Below are 16,379 nucleotides of genomic sequence, written 5' to 3'. Positions count from 1 at the left end.
GCGAGCGCCGGAGCGGGGGGCCGAGGCAAGGGGCGACGAGAGGGCCGAGGGGGAAAACACCGGCCGGGCGTCACCGCGATGATGGCCCCCGGCCGCCTGCGGGCTCCCCTCACGCTTCACGCCGTCGCGCTCGCGGCCGGCTTCCGTGCCGCCGCGCTTGCGGCTTCCGTGCCGTCGCCCGTCGCCCGTCGCGCTTGCGGCTTCCGTGCCGTCGCCCGTCGCCCGTCGCGCTTGCGGCTTCCGTGCCGTCGCGCTGCCGCCTGCACGCTCGCGGCACCCGTGGTGTCGCGCTTTCGCCGTCGCGCTCCTCGCTGTCCGGCGCGCGCCCATCCGGCCCGTCGCGTCGGACGAGTGCGGGTGCGCGGGGTCCGGGGTGTGGGGTGCACGGATGCTTGGGTGTGTGGGACGCTTCGGCCGACCGGGGCCGGCATGGGGCCCGGCACCGTGTCACGTCCCCGCGCGCCGACGCGGCGGCGCCGTGCTCGACCGCTCCACGAGCCGCGTCGACAACTCGGTCCTGGTCCCCTCCGGGTGTTCGCCGTCCATCATCCGCAGCAGCAGCCGTAACCCGGTCGCCGCCATCTCGGCCAGCGGCTGACGCACGGTGGTGAGCGCGGGAGTGGTCCACCGGGACTCCGGCAGGTCGTCGAAACCGACCACGCTGACGTCGTGGGGGATCCTCAACCCCCGTTCCGCGAGGGCCAGACAGACCCCGAGGGCCATGCGGTCGGAACAGACGAAGACGGCGGTCGGCGGTTCGGGCAGGTCGAGCAGCTCGCGCATGCGCCGTTGGGCGACGGCCTCGTCGAAGCCGCCGTTGCGCACGTACTCGGGGCGGTGCGCGAGCCCCGCCGAGGCCAGGGCCGAGCGGTAACCGGCGACCCGGGCGCTGCTGCACATCCTGCGGCGCGGGCCCGAGATCACGGCGATGCGGTCATGGCCGAGCGCCAGCAGGTGTTCGGTCGCCGTCACCCCGCCCTGCCAGTTCGCCGCGCCCACCGACACCACCCCCGGCGGGGGCTCGACCACCGGGTCGATCATCACGAACGGGGTGCGGTGGTGCTCCAGCCAGGCGTACTGGGAAGCCGTCAACTCGGCCAGGTCGAACAGCACTCCGGCAGATCCGCGCACGCTCAGCTTGTCCAGCCAACCGCGCTGCGGGCGACCGACGCGGGTGCGGGACAGGGCGGCCGAGACGACCACGTCCAGGCCCGCGTCGTGGGCCGCCTCCTCCACACCGTGCAGCACCGCGCCCGACCAGGAGCTGTCCAACGAGGGCACGACGAGGTCGATGAGCCTCGGCGGCTTGGTCGCGTCGAAGCGCGGCCTGCGCACATAGCCCAACCGGTCCAGTGCCTCCGTCACCCGGCGTCTGGTCTCCGGGGCGACGTCCTCCCGGCCGTTGACGACCTTGGACGCCGTCGGCACGGACACACCCGCCTCGCGGGCCACGACCGCCAGGGTCGGCCCGGCCGTCACGCTCGTACTCGCACTCGCCGTGCGCACCATCGGGAACCACCTCTCCGGCCCGCCCGAGGGCCAGTGAAAGTTCGACCAGCGCCCTTACGGAGCCGATCCGGAATCAGGCGGCTCACAGAAAGCGCTTGCTATCCTAGGGGCGCCGGGGCGTGACGTGAAGACTCCGGAAAACGCGGGATCTTGACGCTGATCGGCCCGCCGGGCGTCGACGCGCCGGCCGCCCCCCGAGCTACGCCGAATGGCCCTGCCGTGAGCACGTGCGCCGGAATACCGCACGCTGTTGTGATGCTCTGGTCATACCGGTGCGTGAGCGCGGCGAAGGGCAGGTGAGCAGATGGCGGCAGACCCGACGGACTCCCGGGACGAGACCCCGGCGGACCCCGACCCCGATCCCGTCGTCACGACCCCCTACGGGGCCGTACGCGGGAGGCACGAGAACGGCATCGCGGTCTTCCGCGGGATCCCGTACGCGGCACCCCCCTTCGGGGCCCGCAGGTTCCGGCCGCCCGTGCCGCCCGAGCCCTGGGACGGGGTGCGCGACGCGGGTGCCTTCGGTCCGACGCCGCCGAAACCGCCGTACTCCGAAGCCTTCGCCCGGTATCTGTCCGACCCCGTCGTGCCGGGCGACGACTGTCTCAACCTCAACGTATGGACGCCCGAGCCCGGCCCGGCCGCTCGGCTGCCCGTCCTGGTGTGGCTGCACGGCGGCGCTTTGACCAGGGGTTCTTCGACCGTGCCGGTGTACGACGGGCGGAACTTCGCCCGTGACGGGATCGTTTTCGTCTCGATCAGCTACCGGCTGGGGGTGGAGGGCTACGGCCTGTTTCCGGACGCCCCGGCCAACCCCGGTCTGCGCGACCAGCTCGCCGCGCTTGAATGGGTCCATCGCTCGATCAGGGCCTTCGGCGGCGACCCCGACAGGGTCACCCTGGCGGGACAGTCCGCAGGAGCCATCAGCGCCGGAGTCCTGATCGCGGCCCCGCAGGCGCGGGGCCTGTTCCGGCGGGCCGTCCTGCAGAGCGGCCCGCCGGAGGCCTTCGAGCGGGACAAGGTCCGGCGCATGGTGCGCCGGATGGCGACCCGGCTGAAGATCCCCGCCACCGCCGAGGCCTTCGCCGCCGTCGACCGGGATCTGCTGCTGCGTACCCAGGCCGACGTCGGCAGGCTCAGCAGCCCGGTCCTGGGCGGGCCCGCCTTCGGCATCGTCGTCGACGGCGACCTCGTTCCGCGCGACCCCCTCCAGGCCCTGATCGACGGGGACGCGGCCCCCGGCGTCGACCTGCTCCTCGGCTGGACCCGGGACGAATACCGGCTGTGGCTGGTCCCGGGCGGTCTGACGGAGCGCGTCGACCGGCTGGGGCCCGTCGCCCTCGCCGGCGCGATGGCCCGCTGCCGCTGCGGGCACGAGGTGCCGCGCGGTTACCGGGTCCTGCACCCCGGGGCCGGCACCGCCGAGATCGTCGGCCAGATGGTCACGGACCGCCTGCTGCGCCTGCCCCTGCACCAGCTGGCCGAGGCCCGACCCGGTGCGTCGTACGTGTACGAGTTCGCCTGGCCCTCGCTGCGGCCCGGGCTCGGTGCCTGCCACGCCCTCGAGCTCGGCTTCGTCTTCGACACCGGCGAGACGGCCGAGTCCGCGAAGCTCGCCGGGGGCGGCGCGCCACAGGAACTCGCCGACGCGATGCACGGGGCGTGGACGCGGTTCGTGGCCACGGGCGACCCCGGATGGGAGGCCTGGAGCGCGGCGCATCCGGTGCGGATCTTCGGCGGCGTCGACAGTGGGCGGTACGCGGGAGACGGTGTCGCGCACGAGGCCGACGGAGTCCCGCGCGAGGCCGATGCCGTCGCGCGAGAAGTCGACACTGTCGCGTGCGAGGTCGACGGTATGTCGTATACCGCGTACGGCCCGCGAGACCGTGAGCTGGCCCTGTGGCCGGCGGAGGCCGCGGTCGCTGCGAGGGGAGAGCCGGTCGACGAGACGGCCGTGCCCTCGGTGCTGCCCGGCAAGGTCCCGCGCAGCACCGAGCTGAGATCGGCGGTACGCCGGCTGCGCCGGCCCGGGGAAGTGAAGGGACGCTGACCGCTCGCCCCCTGGACGCCGTCCTTACGAGGCTCCGCCCCCGGCATCGGCGGGGGAGTGCGGCGGGGCTCCACGACGGGTCCGGTGGGAGGGCGCTTGCGTCGCCGGGCTCTACCGCGGACCCCGCTTCCGGGAGCTACCGTCGCGGGGCTCCACGACGGACCCGGTGGGGAGAGGGCTTCCGGCGGGATTCCGCCCCGGGCCCAGGCGGGACTCCGCCCCGGGCCCAGGTGCCCGGGCCCAGGCGGGGACCGCGCCCCCGCGCCCTCGTGGTGGGCGAGGGGCGGAGGTCTACGCCGGGGTCAGTGTCCGGGCGATCGACGTGACCGCCTTCGGACCGACCCGGCAGCAGCCGCCGATCAACCGTGCCCCCGACTCCCGCCATCCCAGGACCTGTTCGGCAGTGAAGGTGGAGCGGCCGGTCCAGGCGCGGGCCTCCGCGTCCCAGGCCTCACCGCTGTTCGGGTAGACGACGACCGGCTTGCCCGTCACCCGGGCCGCGGTCGCCACGGCGGCTTCGACGTCTTCCGGCGCACAGCAGTTCACCCCCACGGCGATCACCTCGTCCGAGTCGGCGGCCAGGGCGAACGCCTCGTCCAACGGCTGCCCGGCGCGCGTACGGTCACCGGCGATCGAGTACGACAGCCAGGCCGGCACCCCGAGCCCGCGCACCGCGCGCAGCAGCGCCTCGGCCTCTTCGGCGTCGGGAACCGTCTCCAGCGCCAGCACGTCCGGCGCCGCGGCGGCCAGGACCTCCAGCCGGGGACGGTGGAAACGCTCGAGTTCGTCGATGCTCAGCCCGTAGCGGCCCCGGTACTCGGAGCCGTCCGCGAGCATCGCCCCGTACGGCCCCACCGACGCGGCCACCCACAACGGGCGGGCGACGCCCCCGTCCCGGGCCTGCCGGGCCGCCTGCCGGGCCAGTTCCACGCTCAGCGTGAGCAGCCGGGCCGCCTCGTCGTGGTCGATGCCGCGTCTGGCGAAACCCTCGAACGTGGCCTGGTAGCTGGAGGTGATCGCCACGTCCGCGCCGGCCTCGAAATAGGTGAGGTGCGCCCGGGTGATCGCCTCGGGGTGTTCGGCGAGCAGCCGCGCCGACCAGAGTTCGTCGCTCAGGTCGTGTCCGGCGGATTCCAGCTGGTTGGACATACCGCCGTCAAGGACGACGGCTCCGGTGGCGAGAGCCGTGGCGAGGGAGGTCTCGGCGAGGGAAGCGGGGAGGTCGCTGGTCATGCCACGACGCTAGCCGAAGGGACGGCGGGCGGCCGTATCCGTCCGCTGAGTGAACAAAATGACCGCATCATGGGATGTGACCCGTCCGGCGGTTCATCGCCCGGGCGCCGAGTGCCGTCCACCCCGGCGCGCACCGGCCCGCGTCCGCTTGCTCGCCGGGACCAGCAGGCCGCCGAGCAGCCCGGCCGCCAGGATGTACGGCCACCAGCCGAACGCGCCGCTCTCGGTCGCGCCCACGCTGCGTGTCTTCGCCGTCCCCGCACCCGACGAGGCTTGATCGTGCGCGCGCGTCGAAGGACTCGCGGCCGTCGCCGTCGCTGTGAGGACGACGTCATTGCCGTCTCCGCCCCGGTAGCTGATCCGGTAGACGGTGTCGGCAAGTTTCACCTCGGCTCCCTCGCGCAGTTCGTCGAAGGTGCCGGTCGTGGAGGTGTCACCGGTGTGGTCCACAACGGTGATCTCCCGGACGGGGGCGCTGCCCGCCGGGGCGGAACCCCTGGCGGAGGCGGTGCCGGTCGGGGCGGAGCCCTTGCCGGAGGCCGGGGCCTTCCCGGCCGCCGCGGTGGCCTTACCTGCCGCGGACAGGTCGAGCCCGCCGCCCAGGGTGACCTTGCCGCCCACCTCCAGGGGCCGGTCCGCCAGTACCAGTTGTCCCTTGTCGTTCTGCGTGTAGGCGCCGGTCACCGTCAGCCCGCCCGTGACCACGCCCTCGTTCGTCACGGACCCGTTCACGGTGCCCCGGCCGCTGAGCGCGCTCGTCACCCGCAGCGCCGCGCCGCCGGTGTCCAGACGCGCTCCCGCCGATGTCAACCGGACCGCCCGGCTGTTGGCGAGGGTCGCCCCGTCCCTGAGAGCGAGGATTCCCTGCTTGACCGTCGTCGCCCCGGTGTACGTCACCGCGGAACCCGTGAGAGTCGTGGTCGCCGCTCCGGACTGGACGAGCGAGCCGCTGCCGCCGAGCCGGGACAGGGAGAGCGCGGTCTTCGTGTTGCGGACGACGAGAGTGCCGTCGTTGACGATCCGGCGCCGTTCGGTACCGGTGAGCAGGGAACCGTCTCCCTGTGCCGAGCCCAGCCGCAGGACCGCCCCCTTGCGCACGGTGGTCGAGCCGTCGTAGTACTGCGCGGCCGCGAAGGTGACGTCGTTGCCCTTGGTTCCGGCGATGACGACGTCACCGGCGCCGGGCGCGGCCAGCGTGTCGTGGTACCTGCCGCCACCGATCGGCGCACCGAGGGTGACCGGCCCGTCGTAGGCGAACGTCAGCAGCGACCGCCGCCCACTGGCCTCGTGCAGGTTGATGTAGACGGTGTCCTTTGTTCCCGGCATGAAGATCTGGTGCGTCGTGCCGTCGCCCCACTGCACGTCGGCGCCCTCGATGTTGGTGCCTCGCTTGTTCAACTGGTGCGGTACCGCACGCCAGTTGATGTCCGGGTCGCTGAGTGAGGGGTCGGTGTCGCCGCCCCGGTCGCTGTAGCTGTACTGCCCCGTGAGGACGACCTTGCTGCCGGGCCGCGTGTGGACGTTGACGTCGCTGCCGTACTCCCGCTGGTAGAAGTCCTGCCGCAGCGTGACCGTCTGGTTCAGCGGGGTGTCGATGATCCAGGAGCCCTGGTTGAGGATCGCCCGGGCGTTGGGCAGTGACACCGGGTACTCGGGGCGGCCGACCGCCATCCCGGTGCCGTTGTCGATGACCCCGGAGAAGGGGTGGCTGCCCGCCAGGTCGAGGGTGCCCCACATGTTGCGGGGCTGCGTGACCAGGCCGCTGCCGCTGATCGTGCCGATGTTGAAGGTGCGGGTCAGCGACAGCCGGAGCGTGCCGTCGACCCGGACGTTGAGCTGATTGAGCCGGTAGCCGGGAGTGTCGTAGGGGAAGTGCCCGATCAGACCCGTGCCCCCGCCGGTGCCGTACTGCAGGGTCGTCCCGCGCTCGACGGTGATCGCGGGCGGGTCGGGGTTGCCGACCGTGGTGTAGGGATGGTTTCCGCCCAGCGTGCGGACCACCTGCCGCTGTCGCGCCCTGGGCAGCGTGAAGTCGCTGTCCCTGCTCAGGACGAGCGTTCCGCCGCCGCGCACGGTGAGTGTTCCCGCGCCGCGGAAGACACCGTCGTAGGTGGTGGTTCCGGAGGGCACGGTGATCACGGTGTCGCCGGAGAGCGTCACGTCCCGGCCGGCGAGGACGTCGGCGGTGACGTCCCGGGCGCCGGCGGCCGCGGCCGGGGGAGCGAGGGCCACGAGGGCGGCGACGGTCGCGAGGGCGCCGGTGACCGCTGCTGAGGTGTGGAGAGGGCTGCGCACGCATCGGAGACGCGTCGGGGCGGCGCCGATAACAGAAATTCGCTGCCGTCGTGGGGCGACCCAGTGTCCACCGGAGCTCGCCCGCCCCGGAAAACCACCATCCCGCCGGAAAACTCCGGAAAGGGCTTTCCATCAAGTCCCGTCCGACCCGTTGACCTGCTCGTAACACACCCTTACCTTTTCGGCGTTCGCCATTCCATATGTTGTTCGCGATTCCGAACGCCCCTCTCCGAGGGGCAGCCGCGTGGACCCCGCAAGGGGATCGACGGCGACCCGCCGAACGACCTCGACCGCCACACCCGGAGCCGGGCCCTCGGACGGCATCCGGACGGCACCCCCGACCTCGACTTCGGCGTCCCCTTCGCCGACACCGTGAAGGAGAGTGCGTGCGATGAGACGTGCGTACACGACCCTGTTCGCCCTCTGTCTGATGCTGATCGGCGCCCTCGCGACCGCCGGACCCGCTCAGGCGGCGCCCGTGACGATCGCCAACGGCACGCAGTTCACCGACAGTTCCGGCAGCCCAGTGCACGCCCATGGTGGCGGGGTGCTCAAAGTCGGCTCCTACTACTACTGGTTCGGCGAGGACCGCAACGCCGACAACACGTTCCGGTACGTGGACGCCTACCGTTCCACCGACCTGAAGAACTGGGAATTCCGCAACCACGTCCTGACCCAGTCGAGCGACTCCGAGCTGGCCACCGCCAACATCGAGCGCCCCAAGGTCATGTACAACGCCTCCACCGGCAAGTTCGTGATGTGGATGCACAAGGAGAACGGCACCGACTACAGCGAGGCCCGGGCCGCCGTCGCCGTGTCGGACACCGTCGACGGGAACTACACCTGGCAGGGCAGCTTCCGTCCGCTCGACCAGCACATGTCCCGTGACATCACGGTCTTCGTGGACAGCGACGGCGCCGGGTACATGGTCTCGGCCGCGCGCGAGAACTACGACCTGCAGATCTACCGGCTGACGGCCGACTACACCGGTATCGCGAGCCTGGTCGCCGACCCCTGGCACGGCGGCCACCGAGAGGCGCCGGCGCTGTTCAAGCGGGGCGGCGTCTACTTCATGCTCACCTCGGCCGCGACCGGCTGGAGCCCCAACCAGCAGCAGTACGCCACGGCCACCTCGCCGGCCGGCCCCTGGACGGCCATGACCAACGTCGGCGACTCGACGTCGTACGGCTCGCAGACCGCGTACGTCCTTCCCGTCCAGGGGACTTCGGGCACGTCGTACCTCTACCTGGGTGACCGCTGGGGCAACTCCTTCGGCGGGACCGTCAACGACTCCCGTTACGTCTGGCTGCCGCTGACGTTCCCCACGACCACCTCGCTGTCGATGTCCTGGTCCCCCGAGATCACCGTGGACACGGCGGCCGGAACGGTCACCGGCACGAGCGCCACGTACAACACGCTCGTCGCCCGGCACAGCGGCAGGTGCGCGGACGTCACGAGCCAGTCCCTGTGGGCGGGCGCCCAGATCAAGCAGTACGACTGCAACGGCGGTGACAACCAGAGGTACTGGTTCAGGTCCGTCGGCGCCGGCTACTACCAGTTGGTCGTCAGGAACAGCTCCCTGTGCCTGCGGGAGAACGCGAACACGGTGAGCCAGGAGAACTGCGACGCGACGGCCACCACTCAGCAGTGGTCGCTGACGACTTCGGGCAGCTACGTCAACATCAAGGCGCGCGCGAGCGGCGAGTGCCTCGACGTGAACGGCGCGTCCACCGCCAACTCGGCCGCCGTCATCACATACACGTGCAACGGAGGGGCCAACCAGCAGTGGACGCGCGGCACCTGATGCAACGTCAGGTCAGCAGGTCGATCGCGTCGATCGATGTGCCCGCGCTGAGGTAGGAGGTCGTTCCCGAACCGCTCACCACGTTGATCTTCAGCACGTTGTACTGGCCGGTGTCCGTGAGCCACGCGCTCGCCGGCACGCTGTAGGTGAACGTGTTGTTGTTGCCCCGGTAGGACCCGTTGGTCAGGGACCGGGTGCTCGGCTGGGTGGGCGGGGAGGGGATCGACGAGGTCCAGGTGTCGTTCACCACGACCTGCGGCCGGCCGTTCGCGTAGGCCGTCGTCACACCGATCCGCAGGGTGTGCGCGGCGGCGGCCTGGGCCGCGGTCAGCTTGAAGTACACGAGCAGACCGCTGTTGACGTCCTTCCACAGGTAGCAGGGGAACGCCGAGGTCTCGCTGCCGCTGCCGATCACCACGTTGCCGGTCCAGGCGGCGGCCCGGACGTCCGAGGGGTGCGCGTACGTCATCAGGTCGGCGTTCTTGAAACCGCTCGGCGTACCGGTCCAGTCGTTGATCCGCCAGATCGCGCTCGCGTTGCCCGGGTCGTTCGAGGACGGGATCGCGATCGAGTTGAGTGTGGTCGTCCCGCCCGCGGACACGGTCACCTGCGTACTGTATACAGCCAGTTCGCTCTTGTGGACGGTCAGCGTGTACGTCCCCGGGAGCACCCCCGTGATCGAGAAGTAACCGTCGGAGGACCGCGCCGGACCCCAGTACTGCGCCGCCGAGTTGGCCAGCCCGACCGTGTACGGGTACGCCGTGTTGCGCCCGGTGATCCCGACCCCCGCGACCCGGCCGCGGCCGCTCGCCCCCACGTATCCGGAGATGCCGAGCGAGTCCGCCCACGAGGTGGTCAGGGTGCCGGGGAACAGTGCCGAGGAGGGCGCGCCGCCGTCCGTGAAGGCGATGACGTACGGGCCCTGGAGGCCGAAGCGCTGCTCCTCGGTCTGGTTCTGGCCGTAGTACAGGATCTCGTACAGGCCGCCGCCGTCGGCGCTCTGGTGGCGCAGGAGGGAGCGGTAGAAGGGGCCGCCCGATGCCTTCTCGTGGTTGCTGCGCACGATCCAGAGACCGACGCTGCCGGTCGTCCAGCCGATGTGGTCGTAGTCGATGACGCGCAGCTTGGAGTAGTGCTTGGAGCGGGTCTGGCCGTCAGACTTCGCGAAGACGTCGGAGGCCTCGACGGTGCTGGTCGTGTAGGTGTAGGAGTCGGGCTCGTCGTTGAGGAACAGGCCCGCCCTGACGCGCACGATGTAGCGGGTCGCGGAGACGGACGTGTCGGCCTTGTTGGTCCACAGGTAGACGTTGTTCTCGCCGCTGCGGGCCGCGTAGTAGTGCTTCAGAGTGCCGTGCGTGACCGAGATCAGGATCGTCGAGCCGGACTGCGCGATCGTCACGGTGGAGCTGCCCAGGCCCGACTCGATGTGCGAGTTCATGCCGCCGTAGCCCTGGTACTCGGTGCCCCGGTAGGCCAGCGAGGTGAGGTCGCCGGTGCTCTTGCTGACCTTGAAGACCAGGTTGGCACCGGTGTCGACGACGTAGTTCGAGCCGTCGTCGGTGTAGCCGAAGGCCGCCGCGGCGGCCGGTACGGCGAGCGGTCCGGCCAGGGCGGCCGAGCCTGCGGCGGCCGCGGTGCCGAGGACGAAGGTGCGGCGTCGGACCGGCCTGTGGCTCTCGGATCCGGACATGGGGGTGCCTCCTTCGGGAGATGTGGGGGTGCGGGTGACTGAGAGATTGACAGTTGAATCGATTTCGCGAAAGGGCTTTCGCTTGCTGGAGGTTGGCAATCTTGTGAAATCGGTCCCAGCCCTAGAAAGCGCTTGCCAGAGACGGTACGGTCCAGCCGCCAGCCCTGTTCCCGTGCCGGAGGAGCCGCAAGTGAGACGTTTCAACATCGCCGTACTGGCGGCACTGACCCTGGCCATCGGCCTGACGACCGGACCCGCCGCGCAGGCCCACGGCGGTCGCGCACCGCTCGGCATCGACAACTGCGCCGCGACCGCCTGCCACTTCGACGTCCCGCCCGGCACCTACGACGTCGAGGTCGTCCTCGGTGGCGACACCGGGTCGAGCACCGCCATCAGCGGAGAGACCCGGCGCGCCCTGCTCCCCGAGACCGCCGCCCCCGCCGGCGGACACGTCGTCCGCAGCTTCACGGTCGACGTCCGTACCCCGGAGGGAGAGCCGACGGGCGTGGCCGGAACCGCCGGTCTCGACCTGACGGTCGGCGGCTCGGCGCCGGCCCTCGCCGACATCCGGGTCACCCGTGCCTCGCACGCCCGGCAGATCTTCCTCGTCGGTGACTCCACGGTCTGCGACCAGCCGGCGGACCCGTACACCGGCTGGGGCCAGCAGTTGCCGCAGTACCTGCGCAAGGGAGTGTCGGTCGCCAACTACGCCGATTCCGGGGAGAGTACGGTCACGTATCTGGGGAACCCGCTGCTCTGGGCCACGGTCCAGCCGCTGATCCGCGCCGGCGATCTCGTGCTGGTCCAACTCGCCCACAACGACAAGACGACCGACGAGGCGACGTACCGGGCGAATCTCGAGACACTGGTGGCGGGAGTGCGGGAGAAGGGCGGACGGCCGGTCCTGGTGACCCCCATCGTGCGCCGCTGGTTCAATGCCGACGGCACGCTGAACAACGGAACGGCTCTGCTGGTCAACGGACTTGGCGTCGACCACCCGGCGGTGATCCGCTCGGTCGCCGCCGCGCAGGACGTTCCGCTGATCGATCTCACCGCCAGGACCAAGGAACTGGTGGAGTCCCTGGGCGTCGAGGGCTCCAAGGCGCTCTACCTGTACAACGAGAAGCGCGACAACACGCACACCTCCGTGCACGGAGCGACGGTCTACGCGGGCCTGGTCCGTGACGAACTCGCCGCCCGGCATCTGGTGCCGAGGGGCACCGTGCGGGTGGGATGAACGCCTGGGGGCGTCCCGACCGGAACCGGGACGCTCCCAGGTCCTGGCCCCACCGGGCCCCGCCCCGGCCGCGAAGGAAAGAAACAGCAGATGCGCCTGCCCCCGCCCGATTCCGCCCGTAGCCCCCGCACCGGTTACACCCGCGCCCACTGGGAGGCGGCCGCCGACGCCCTGCTCGCCGCGGTGGAGCCCTACGCCACCGAGGACCGCGCTCTGTACCACTTTCCGGGCGACCGGCAGAGCTGGTCGGGCCGCCTCTCCGACGGCCTGGAGGGGTACGCCCGCACCCTGTTGCTGGCCGCCTTCCGCCGCGACGAGACGGCGCTCGAGCGCTACGCGTGTGGTCTCGCGGCCGGTGTCGGCGGGGTCTGGCCCCGCATCGAGGACCGCGGCCAGCCGCTCGTCGAGGCCGCGTCGATCGCCCTCGCGCTGCGGCTGACCCGTCCGCTGCTCTGGGACCGCCTCGACGACGGCGTCCGGCAGCGCGCGGCGCGATGGCTCGGCGACGCGCTGACCGCCGAGGCCTGGCCCTGCAACTGGGAACTGTTCCCGGTGACGGTGGGCGGCTTCCTGGAGTCGGTCGGCCATGAGCCGGAGGCCTCCCGCAAGGCGATCGACCGCGGTCTCGAGCGCATCGAGCAGTGGTACGTCGCCGACGGCTGGTACAGCGACGGTCCCGGCCGCGCCTTCGACTACTACAACGGCTGGGCCATGCACCTCTACCCAGTCCTGCACGCCTGGCTGGCCGACGATCCCGAGCTGCTCACCCTCTACGGTGGCCGGCTCAGGACCCATCTCGCCGACTACGCCCGCCTGTTCGGCAGCGACGGCGCCCCCCTGCACCAGGGCCGCTCCCTCACCTACCGCTTCGCCACCACCGCCCCCCTGTGGCTGGGCGCCCTGACCGGCCACACCCCGCTGCTCCCCGGCGAGACCCGCCGCCTGGCCTCGGGCGCGCTGAAGTACTTCCTGGAACGGGACGCGGTCGACGAACACGGGCTGCTGACGCTCGGCTGGCACGGCCCCGACGGGTCGGTCCTCCAGGGCTACTCGGGGCCGGCCTCCCCGTACTGGGCGAGCAAGGGCTTCCTCGGTCTGCTGATCCCGCCGGAACACGAGGTGTGGACGGCGCGGGAGGAGGCGGGTCCGGCGGAACGGGAGAACACGGTCACCCCGGTCGCCGCCCCCAACTGGCTCCTGCAGTCGACGAGTTCGGACGGACTGGTGCGCCTGCACAACCACGGCAGCGAGGACGTCCGCTACGACCCGCACTACACACGGTTCGCGTACTCCACGGTCACCCGCCCCGTGGACTCGCCGGCCGACAACGCCGTCACGGTCGGCGGCGACCCGCACCGCGAGGGCATCGTCCCGCTCGGCGTGGGGGAGGACTGGGCGGCCTCCCGGTACGCGCTGAGCTCCGGCGCCGAGGTCACCAGCCTGGTGGTGGCCCGGGGCGCGGTGGAGGTACGGGCCCATCTGGTGACCGGCGCGGAACCGGGCACGGAAGTACGCGTCACGGGTTGGGCGCCGGAGGAGGGCGGGGAGCGGCGGGCGGATCTGGTGCCCCTGCACGGGCTGTCGGGCACGGCCCCCCTGTCGGGTGTGCTGGGAGAGGGTCCGGCCACCCTCTTCGTGGCGCTGGCCCGCCTCACCGCCGAGCCCGACCCCCTGCCCCTGTCGGAACTGGTGTCCGTGGAGGTGCGGAGGGCCGGCGCCGACCACGCTCACGGGGCGTACGACCTGAGCGTCCGGTGGCCGACGGGCGCGGAGCGCCACTTCCGTTTCACGGCTTCAGCCGAGCCACCCGCAGTGTCGTCGTGGTCGGTGAGGCCCCGGTGAGCGCCTTCGCATAGGACGGCGTCACGGGGGCGTACGCCCAGGTCAGCGTCCCGTCCCTGAGGACCGCGAGGTCGCCGGTGATACGGGTGCTCACCACCTTGTCCGGGCTCTGGAACGTGCCGTTCCAGTCGACGAGACGCAGGTGGGTGCCCGTGAAGGTTCCGGTGCAGGTGCCGCTCGCGCACTTGGCGCCCTTGAGGGACTCCCAGGAGACGAGAAGGCGGTCCTTCCCGTACGGCGCGACATGCACGTCGACGTTCTCCGTGCCGGCGGCGCTGGTGAGGTAGACCGCCTTGCCCGGGCCGGAGTTGCGGTTCTTCAGGAACGCCAGCGCGACCTGATGGGTGCTCGTCCTCGGCTTCACGGTCCAGCCACGGCCGCTGGCGTCGTCCGGGTTCTTCTTGGCCGAGAGGGCGCCACGGGAGGCGAAGGCGGTCACGTAACGGCCGGTGGACGACTTCACGAGATCGCCGGTGCGGCCGGGGAAGGTGCCGCCGCAGTAACCGGCCCAGCACTGCTCGCGCTGCACCACCGGGGCGGTGTCCGGGGCCCCGATACCGGTCGAGACGAACAGCCCCGAGCGCCAGTCGTCGAAGCACAGGGAGGTGAAGGCGCCGGACGTCTCGGCGTGCAGGGCGATGCCCTCGTTGTGGCTGCAGCCCCAGCTCCAACCGCCGCCGAGCTTCGCCCCCTTGGCGCTGAGGTACGTCATCTTGTCCCCGTAGTGCCCGTCGGCGAAGCCGCCGGCTCCGTGCACGACGAAGTAGGCGCCGTACTTCGTGCCGTTCCAGGTGAGCTGCCCGTCGAGCAGCGGGGCGGTGTCGTGCGAGGCGGTCCCGGTGAGCTTCGTGACGAAGGTCCGCTTGCCGCCTGTGTAGCGGACGATCGCGGCGGCCGTCTCCTTCCACTTGTTCGTGTCGGCGACCCGGGTGAGCAGGGCGAAGCCGTTGTTGTGCGCGACCAGACCGCCGACCTCCTTGGCGCCCCTGACGACCGTGTCGGCGCCCGAGCGTTTCCCCGCGGCGGTGAGCGGCGTGACGTGGACGCCGTCCGCCGCCGGCCAGCCGACGCGCAGTGTGCCGTCGGGGGCCACCGCGGTCGCCGTCCGCGTCCACTCCCGGGTGTTGTTGTAACCGGCCGACAGGTAGGGGAACTTGGCGGCGAGCGTGACCGCAGTGGTGGTGGGGGAGAGGTTCGGGGAGGTCGTCGCGGCCCCGGCGGTGGCCCACCAGGCGCCGGCGAGTACCCCGGCGGCCGCGAGGACGCCGATCGCGGGCCTGCGGGCCGCGCGCATCCGGCGGTGGCGCGTCGTGTGTCGTGCAGATGTCATGGCCAGTGGTTGCCGCCGAGGCGGAATAGGTTGCCCGGCGGGTACGACGTGGGGGCGGGAATCCGCGTTGCCGTGTGCGATCGATGTGCAGAAGAATCCGGCCATGACTTCTGCCATCCGTCACGTGACGATCGACAGCTCTGACGCCTACGCCCTCGGCAGCTTCTGGTCCGAGGTGCTCGGGCTGCCCCTCCACGAGGACGACAAGCCGGGCGACGAGGAGGCGCTGATCGAGGGTGCGGGGCTGCTCTTCGTCACCGTCCCGGAGGGCAAGAGCCGGAAGAACCGGATCCACTTCGACCTCCAGCCGCAGGACCGCACCCGCGAGGAGGAGGTCGAGCGTCTGCTCGCCCTCGGCGCCACGCTGGCCGGCGACCGCCGCAGGCCCGACGGCACGGGGTGGGCGGTTCTCACCGACCCGGAGGGGAACGAGTTCTGCGTGGAGCGCAGCGCGGGGGAGCGGGCGGTGGACTGAGGCGGCGGGCTCAAGGCGGCGGTGGCCGCCCGGCGGTCTCGGTCCGGGTCAGCCGGCCGTGTCGCCGATGTCGCCCGTGTCGGTCTCCCGTGGCCAGTGGGTCAGGGCCATGTGCAGGGCGTCGATCGCCTTGTCCCACGACCGCTGCACATCCCGGGGCGCACCGAAGCCGCCGCCCGCCTCCAGCGCGCAGTACCCGTGAAAGGTGCTGCGCAGCAGGCGGACGGCGTCGGTGAGATCGGGTTCGTCGAGATCGTAGGCGCGGAGCATCCCGTAGGTGATCTCGGCGGTGCGGCGCGGAGCGGGGGAGCCGGCGGTCAGCTCCCCGTCGGTCTCCGGGTCGATACGGATCTGGGTGGCCGCGTACCGGCCCGGGTGGCGCAGGGCGTACTCCCGATACGCCCCCGCGAAGGCGACCAGCGCCTCTTTGCCGGCGAGTCCGACGACGGCCACGGCGATCCTGTCGATCATCTCGCCGCCGACCAGCAGCGCGAGCCTCGTCCGCAGTTCGCGAAGGTTTTTGACGTGCGAGTACAGGCTCGCGTCCTTGACCCCGAACCGCCGGGCCAGCGCCGAGATGCTGACGTTGTCGAAGCCGGCCTCGTCGGCCAGTTCCGCGGCGGCCTCGACGAGGCGGTCGGTGGTGAGGCCGACTCGTGGCATGGGGACCGCCTTGTGTGCGCTGCGCTCGGACCTGGAGGTAACAGGCAGGATCCTAAGGGTTCCGCAGGCAGGGGGATCGGACGGCGGGGTGGGGACTCCACCGTCCGGTCCGGACCGATCCGGTTTCGGTCCGGTTTCGGTCCGGCCGGCCCGGGACGGAGCCCACCGGACCACGGAGGCAGGGGCCGCGCACCTCGATGCTGCCGATCACTCGTCAACCTCCTCAGCAGCGCGGCCGGCCGGCTGGGAGC

At 71.6% G+C, this 16,379-nt stretch carries 11 protein-coding genes; 5 read left to right on the top strand and 6 right to left on the bottom strand.

The window, feature by feature from the left end:
* Positions 1–447: 447 nt before the first annotated feature.
* Positions 448–1,509 (bottom strand): LacI family DNA-binding transcriptional regulator, encoded by a 1,062-nt coding sequence (locus ACFWBB_RS28325; RefSeq protein ID WP_385277949.1) that lies wholly within the window; start codon positions 1,507–1,509, stop codon positions 448–450.
* 304 nt (positions 1,510–1,813) lie between these two features.
* On the opposite strand from ACFWBB_RS28325, the gene ACFWBB_RS28320 reads away from it, so the two are divergent.
* Positions 1,814–3,559: a carboxylesterase/lipase family protein gene (locus ACFWBB_RS28320; protein ID WP_385277947.1), complete on the top strand. Its 1,746-nt coding sequence runs from the start codon at positions 1,814–1,816 to the stop codon at positions 3,557–3,559.
* Positions 3,560–3,850: 291 nt separating this feature from the next.
* Here the strand turns inward: ACFWBB_RS28320 and mmuM are convergent, their stop codons facing one another.
* Positions 3,851–4,792 carry a homocysteine S-methyltransferase gene (gene mmuM, locus ACFWBB_RS28315; protein ID WP_385277945.1) on the bottom strand — a complete coding sequence of 314 codons (942 nt, stop codon included), beginning with the start codon at positions 4,790–4,792 and terminating at the stop codon, positions 3,851–3,853.
* Between the two features lie 93 nt (positions 4,793–4,885).
* On the bottom strand, positions 4,886–7,087 hold the full coding sequence (locus ACFWBB_RS28310) for an autotransporter (protein WP_385277943.1): 2,202 nt from the start codon (positions 7,085–7,087) through the stop codon (positions 4,886–4,888).
* A 391-nt stretch (positions 7,088–7,478) separates the two neighbouring features.
* Between ACFWBB_RS28310 and ACFWBB_RS28305 the strand changes: the two genes are divergently transcribed.
* Positions 7,479–8,891, top strand: coding sequence for an RICIN domain-containing protein (locus ACFWBB_RS28305; RefSeq protein WP_385277941.1), 1,413 nt, complete (start codon positions 7,479–7,481; stop codon positions 8,889–8,891).
* 7 nt (positions 8,892–8,898) lie between these two features.
* Here ACFWBB_RS28305 and ACFWBB_RS28300 read toward each other — a convergent pair whose 3' ends face one another.
* Positions 8,899–10,581 (bottom strand): rhamnogalacturonan lyase B N-terminal domain-containing protein, encoded by a 1,683-nt coding sequence (locus ACFWBB_RS28300; RefSeq protein WP_385277939.1) that lies wholly within the window; start codon positions 10,579–10,581, stop codon positions 8,899–8,901.
* Between the two features lie 190 nt (positions 10,582–10,771).
* On the opposite strand from ACFWBB_RS28300, the gene ACFWBB_RS28295 reads away from it, so the two are divergent.
* Together ACFWBB_RS28295 and ACFWBB_RS28290 are read left to right on the top strand one after the other, a co-directional pair.
* A complete protein-coding gene (locus ACFWBB_RS28295; protein ID WP_385277937.1) occupies positions 10,772–11,818 on the top strand; it encodes a rhamnogalacturonan acetylesterase in 1,047 nt (348 codons plus the stop codon).
* 90 nt (positions 11,819–11,908) lie between these two features.
* A complete protein-coding gene (locus tag ACFWBB_RS28290; RefSeq protein WP_385277935.1) occupies positions 11,909–13,660 on the top strand; it encodes a DUF2264 domain-containing protein in 1,752 nt (583 codons plus the stop codon).
* Here the strand turns inward: ACFWBB_RS28290 and ACFWBB_RS28285 are convergent.
* Positions 13,605–14,990, bottom strand: a complete 1,386-nt coding sequence (locus ACFWBB_RS28285) for a hypothetical protein (protein ID WP_385277933.1) — start codon at positions 14,988–14,990, stop codon at positions 13,605–13,607. The genes ACFWBB_RS28290 and ACFWBB_RS28285 overlap by 56 nt on opposite strands.
* A 103-nt stretch (positions 14,991–15,093) precedes the next feature.
* On the opposite strand from ACFWBB_RS28285, the gene ACFWBB_RS28280 reads away from it, so the two are divergent.
* Positions 15,094–15,465, top strand: coding sequence for a VOC family protein (locus tag ACFWBB_RS28280; RefSeq protein ID WP_385277931.1), 372 nt, complete (start codon positions 15,094–15,096; stop codon positions 15,463–15,465).
* Positions 15,466–15,513: 48 nt separating this feature from the next.
* Here ACFWBB_RS28280 and ACFWBB_RS28275 read toward each other — a convergent pair whose 3' ends face one another.
* Positions 15,514–16,128: a TetR/AcrR family transcriptional regulator gene (locus ACFWBB_RS28275; RefSeq protein WP_385277929.1), complete on the bottom strand. Its 615-nt coding sequence runs from the start codon at positions 16,126–16,128 to the stop codon at positions 15,514–15,516.
* Positions 16,129–16,379 lie beyond the last annotated feature (251 nt).

The sequence above is a fragment of the Streptomyces sp. NPDC060000 genome (assembly GCF_042737375.1).
Taxonomy (GTDB): Bacteria; Actinomycetota; Actinomycetes; order Streptomycetales; family Streptomycetaceae; genus Streptomyces.
The sequence above is the reverse complement of the archived record's forward strand: the minus strand, read 5'-3'. Positions and strand labels throughout refer to the sequence as shown.

Bases quoted from the DNA above. Each gene is read 5' to 3' on its own strand.
- ACFWBB_RS28285 (WP_385277933.1), bottom strand. From the start codon at position 14,990: ATGACATCTGCACGACACACGACGCGCCACCGCCGGATGCGCGCGGCC.
- mmuM (WP_385277945.1), bottom strand. From the start codon at position 4,792: ATGACCAGCGACCTCCCCGCTTCCCTCGCCGAGACCTCCCTCGCCACG.
- ACFWBB_RS28325 (WP_385277949.1), bottom strand. From the start codon at position 1,509: ATGGTGCGCACGGCGAGTGCGAGTACGAGCGTGACGGCCGGGCCGACC.
- ACFWBB_RS28300 (WP_385277939.1), bottom strand. From the start codon at position 10,581: ATGTCCGGATCCGAGAGCCACAGGCCGGTCCGACGCCGCACCTTCGTC.
- ACFWBB_RS28280 (WP_385277931.1), top strand. From the start codon at position 15,094: ATGACTTCTGCCATCCGTCACGTGACGATCGACAGCTCTGACGCCTAC.
- ACFWBB_RS28290 (WP_385277935.1), top strand. From the start codon at position 11,909: ATGCGCCTGCCCCCGCCCGATTCCGCCCGTAGCCCCCGCACCGGTTAC.
- ACFWBB_RS28305 (WP_385277941.1), top strand. From the start codon at position 7,479: ATGAGACGTGCGTACACGACCCTGTTCGCCCTCTGTCTGATGCTGATC.
- ACFWBB_RS28320 (WP_385277947.1), top strand. From the start codon at position 1,814: ATGGCGGCAGACCCGACGGACTCCCGGGACGAGACCCCGGCGGACCCC.
- ACFWBB_RS28275 (WP_385277929.1), bottom strand. From the start codon at position 16,128: ATGCCACGAGTCGGCCTCACCACCGACCGCCTCGTCGAGGCCGCCGCG.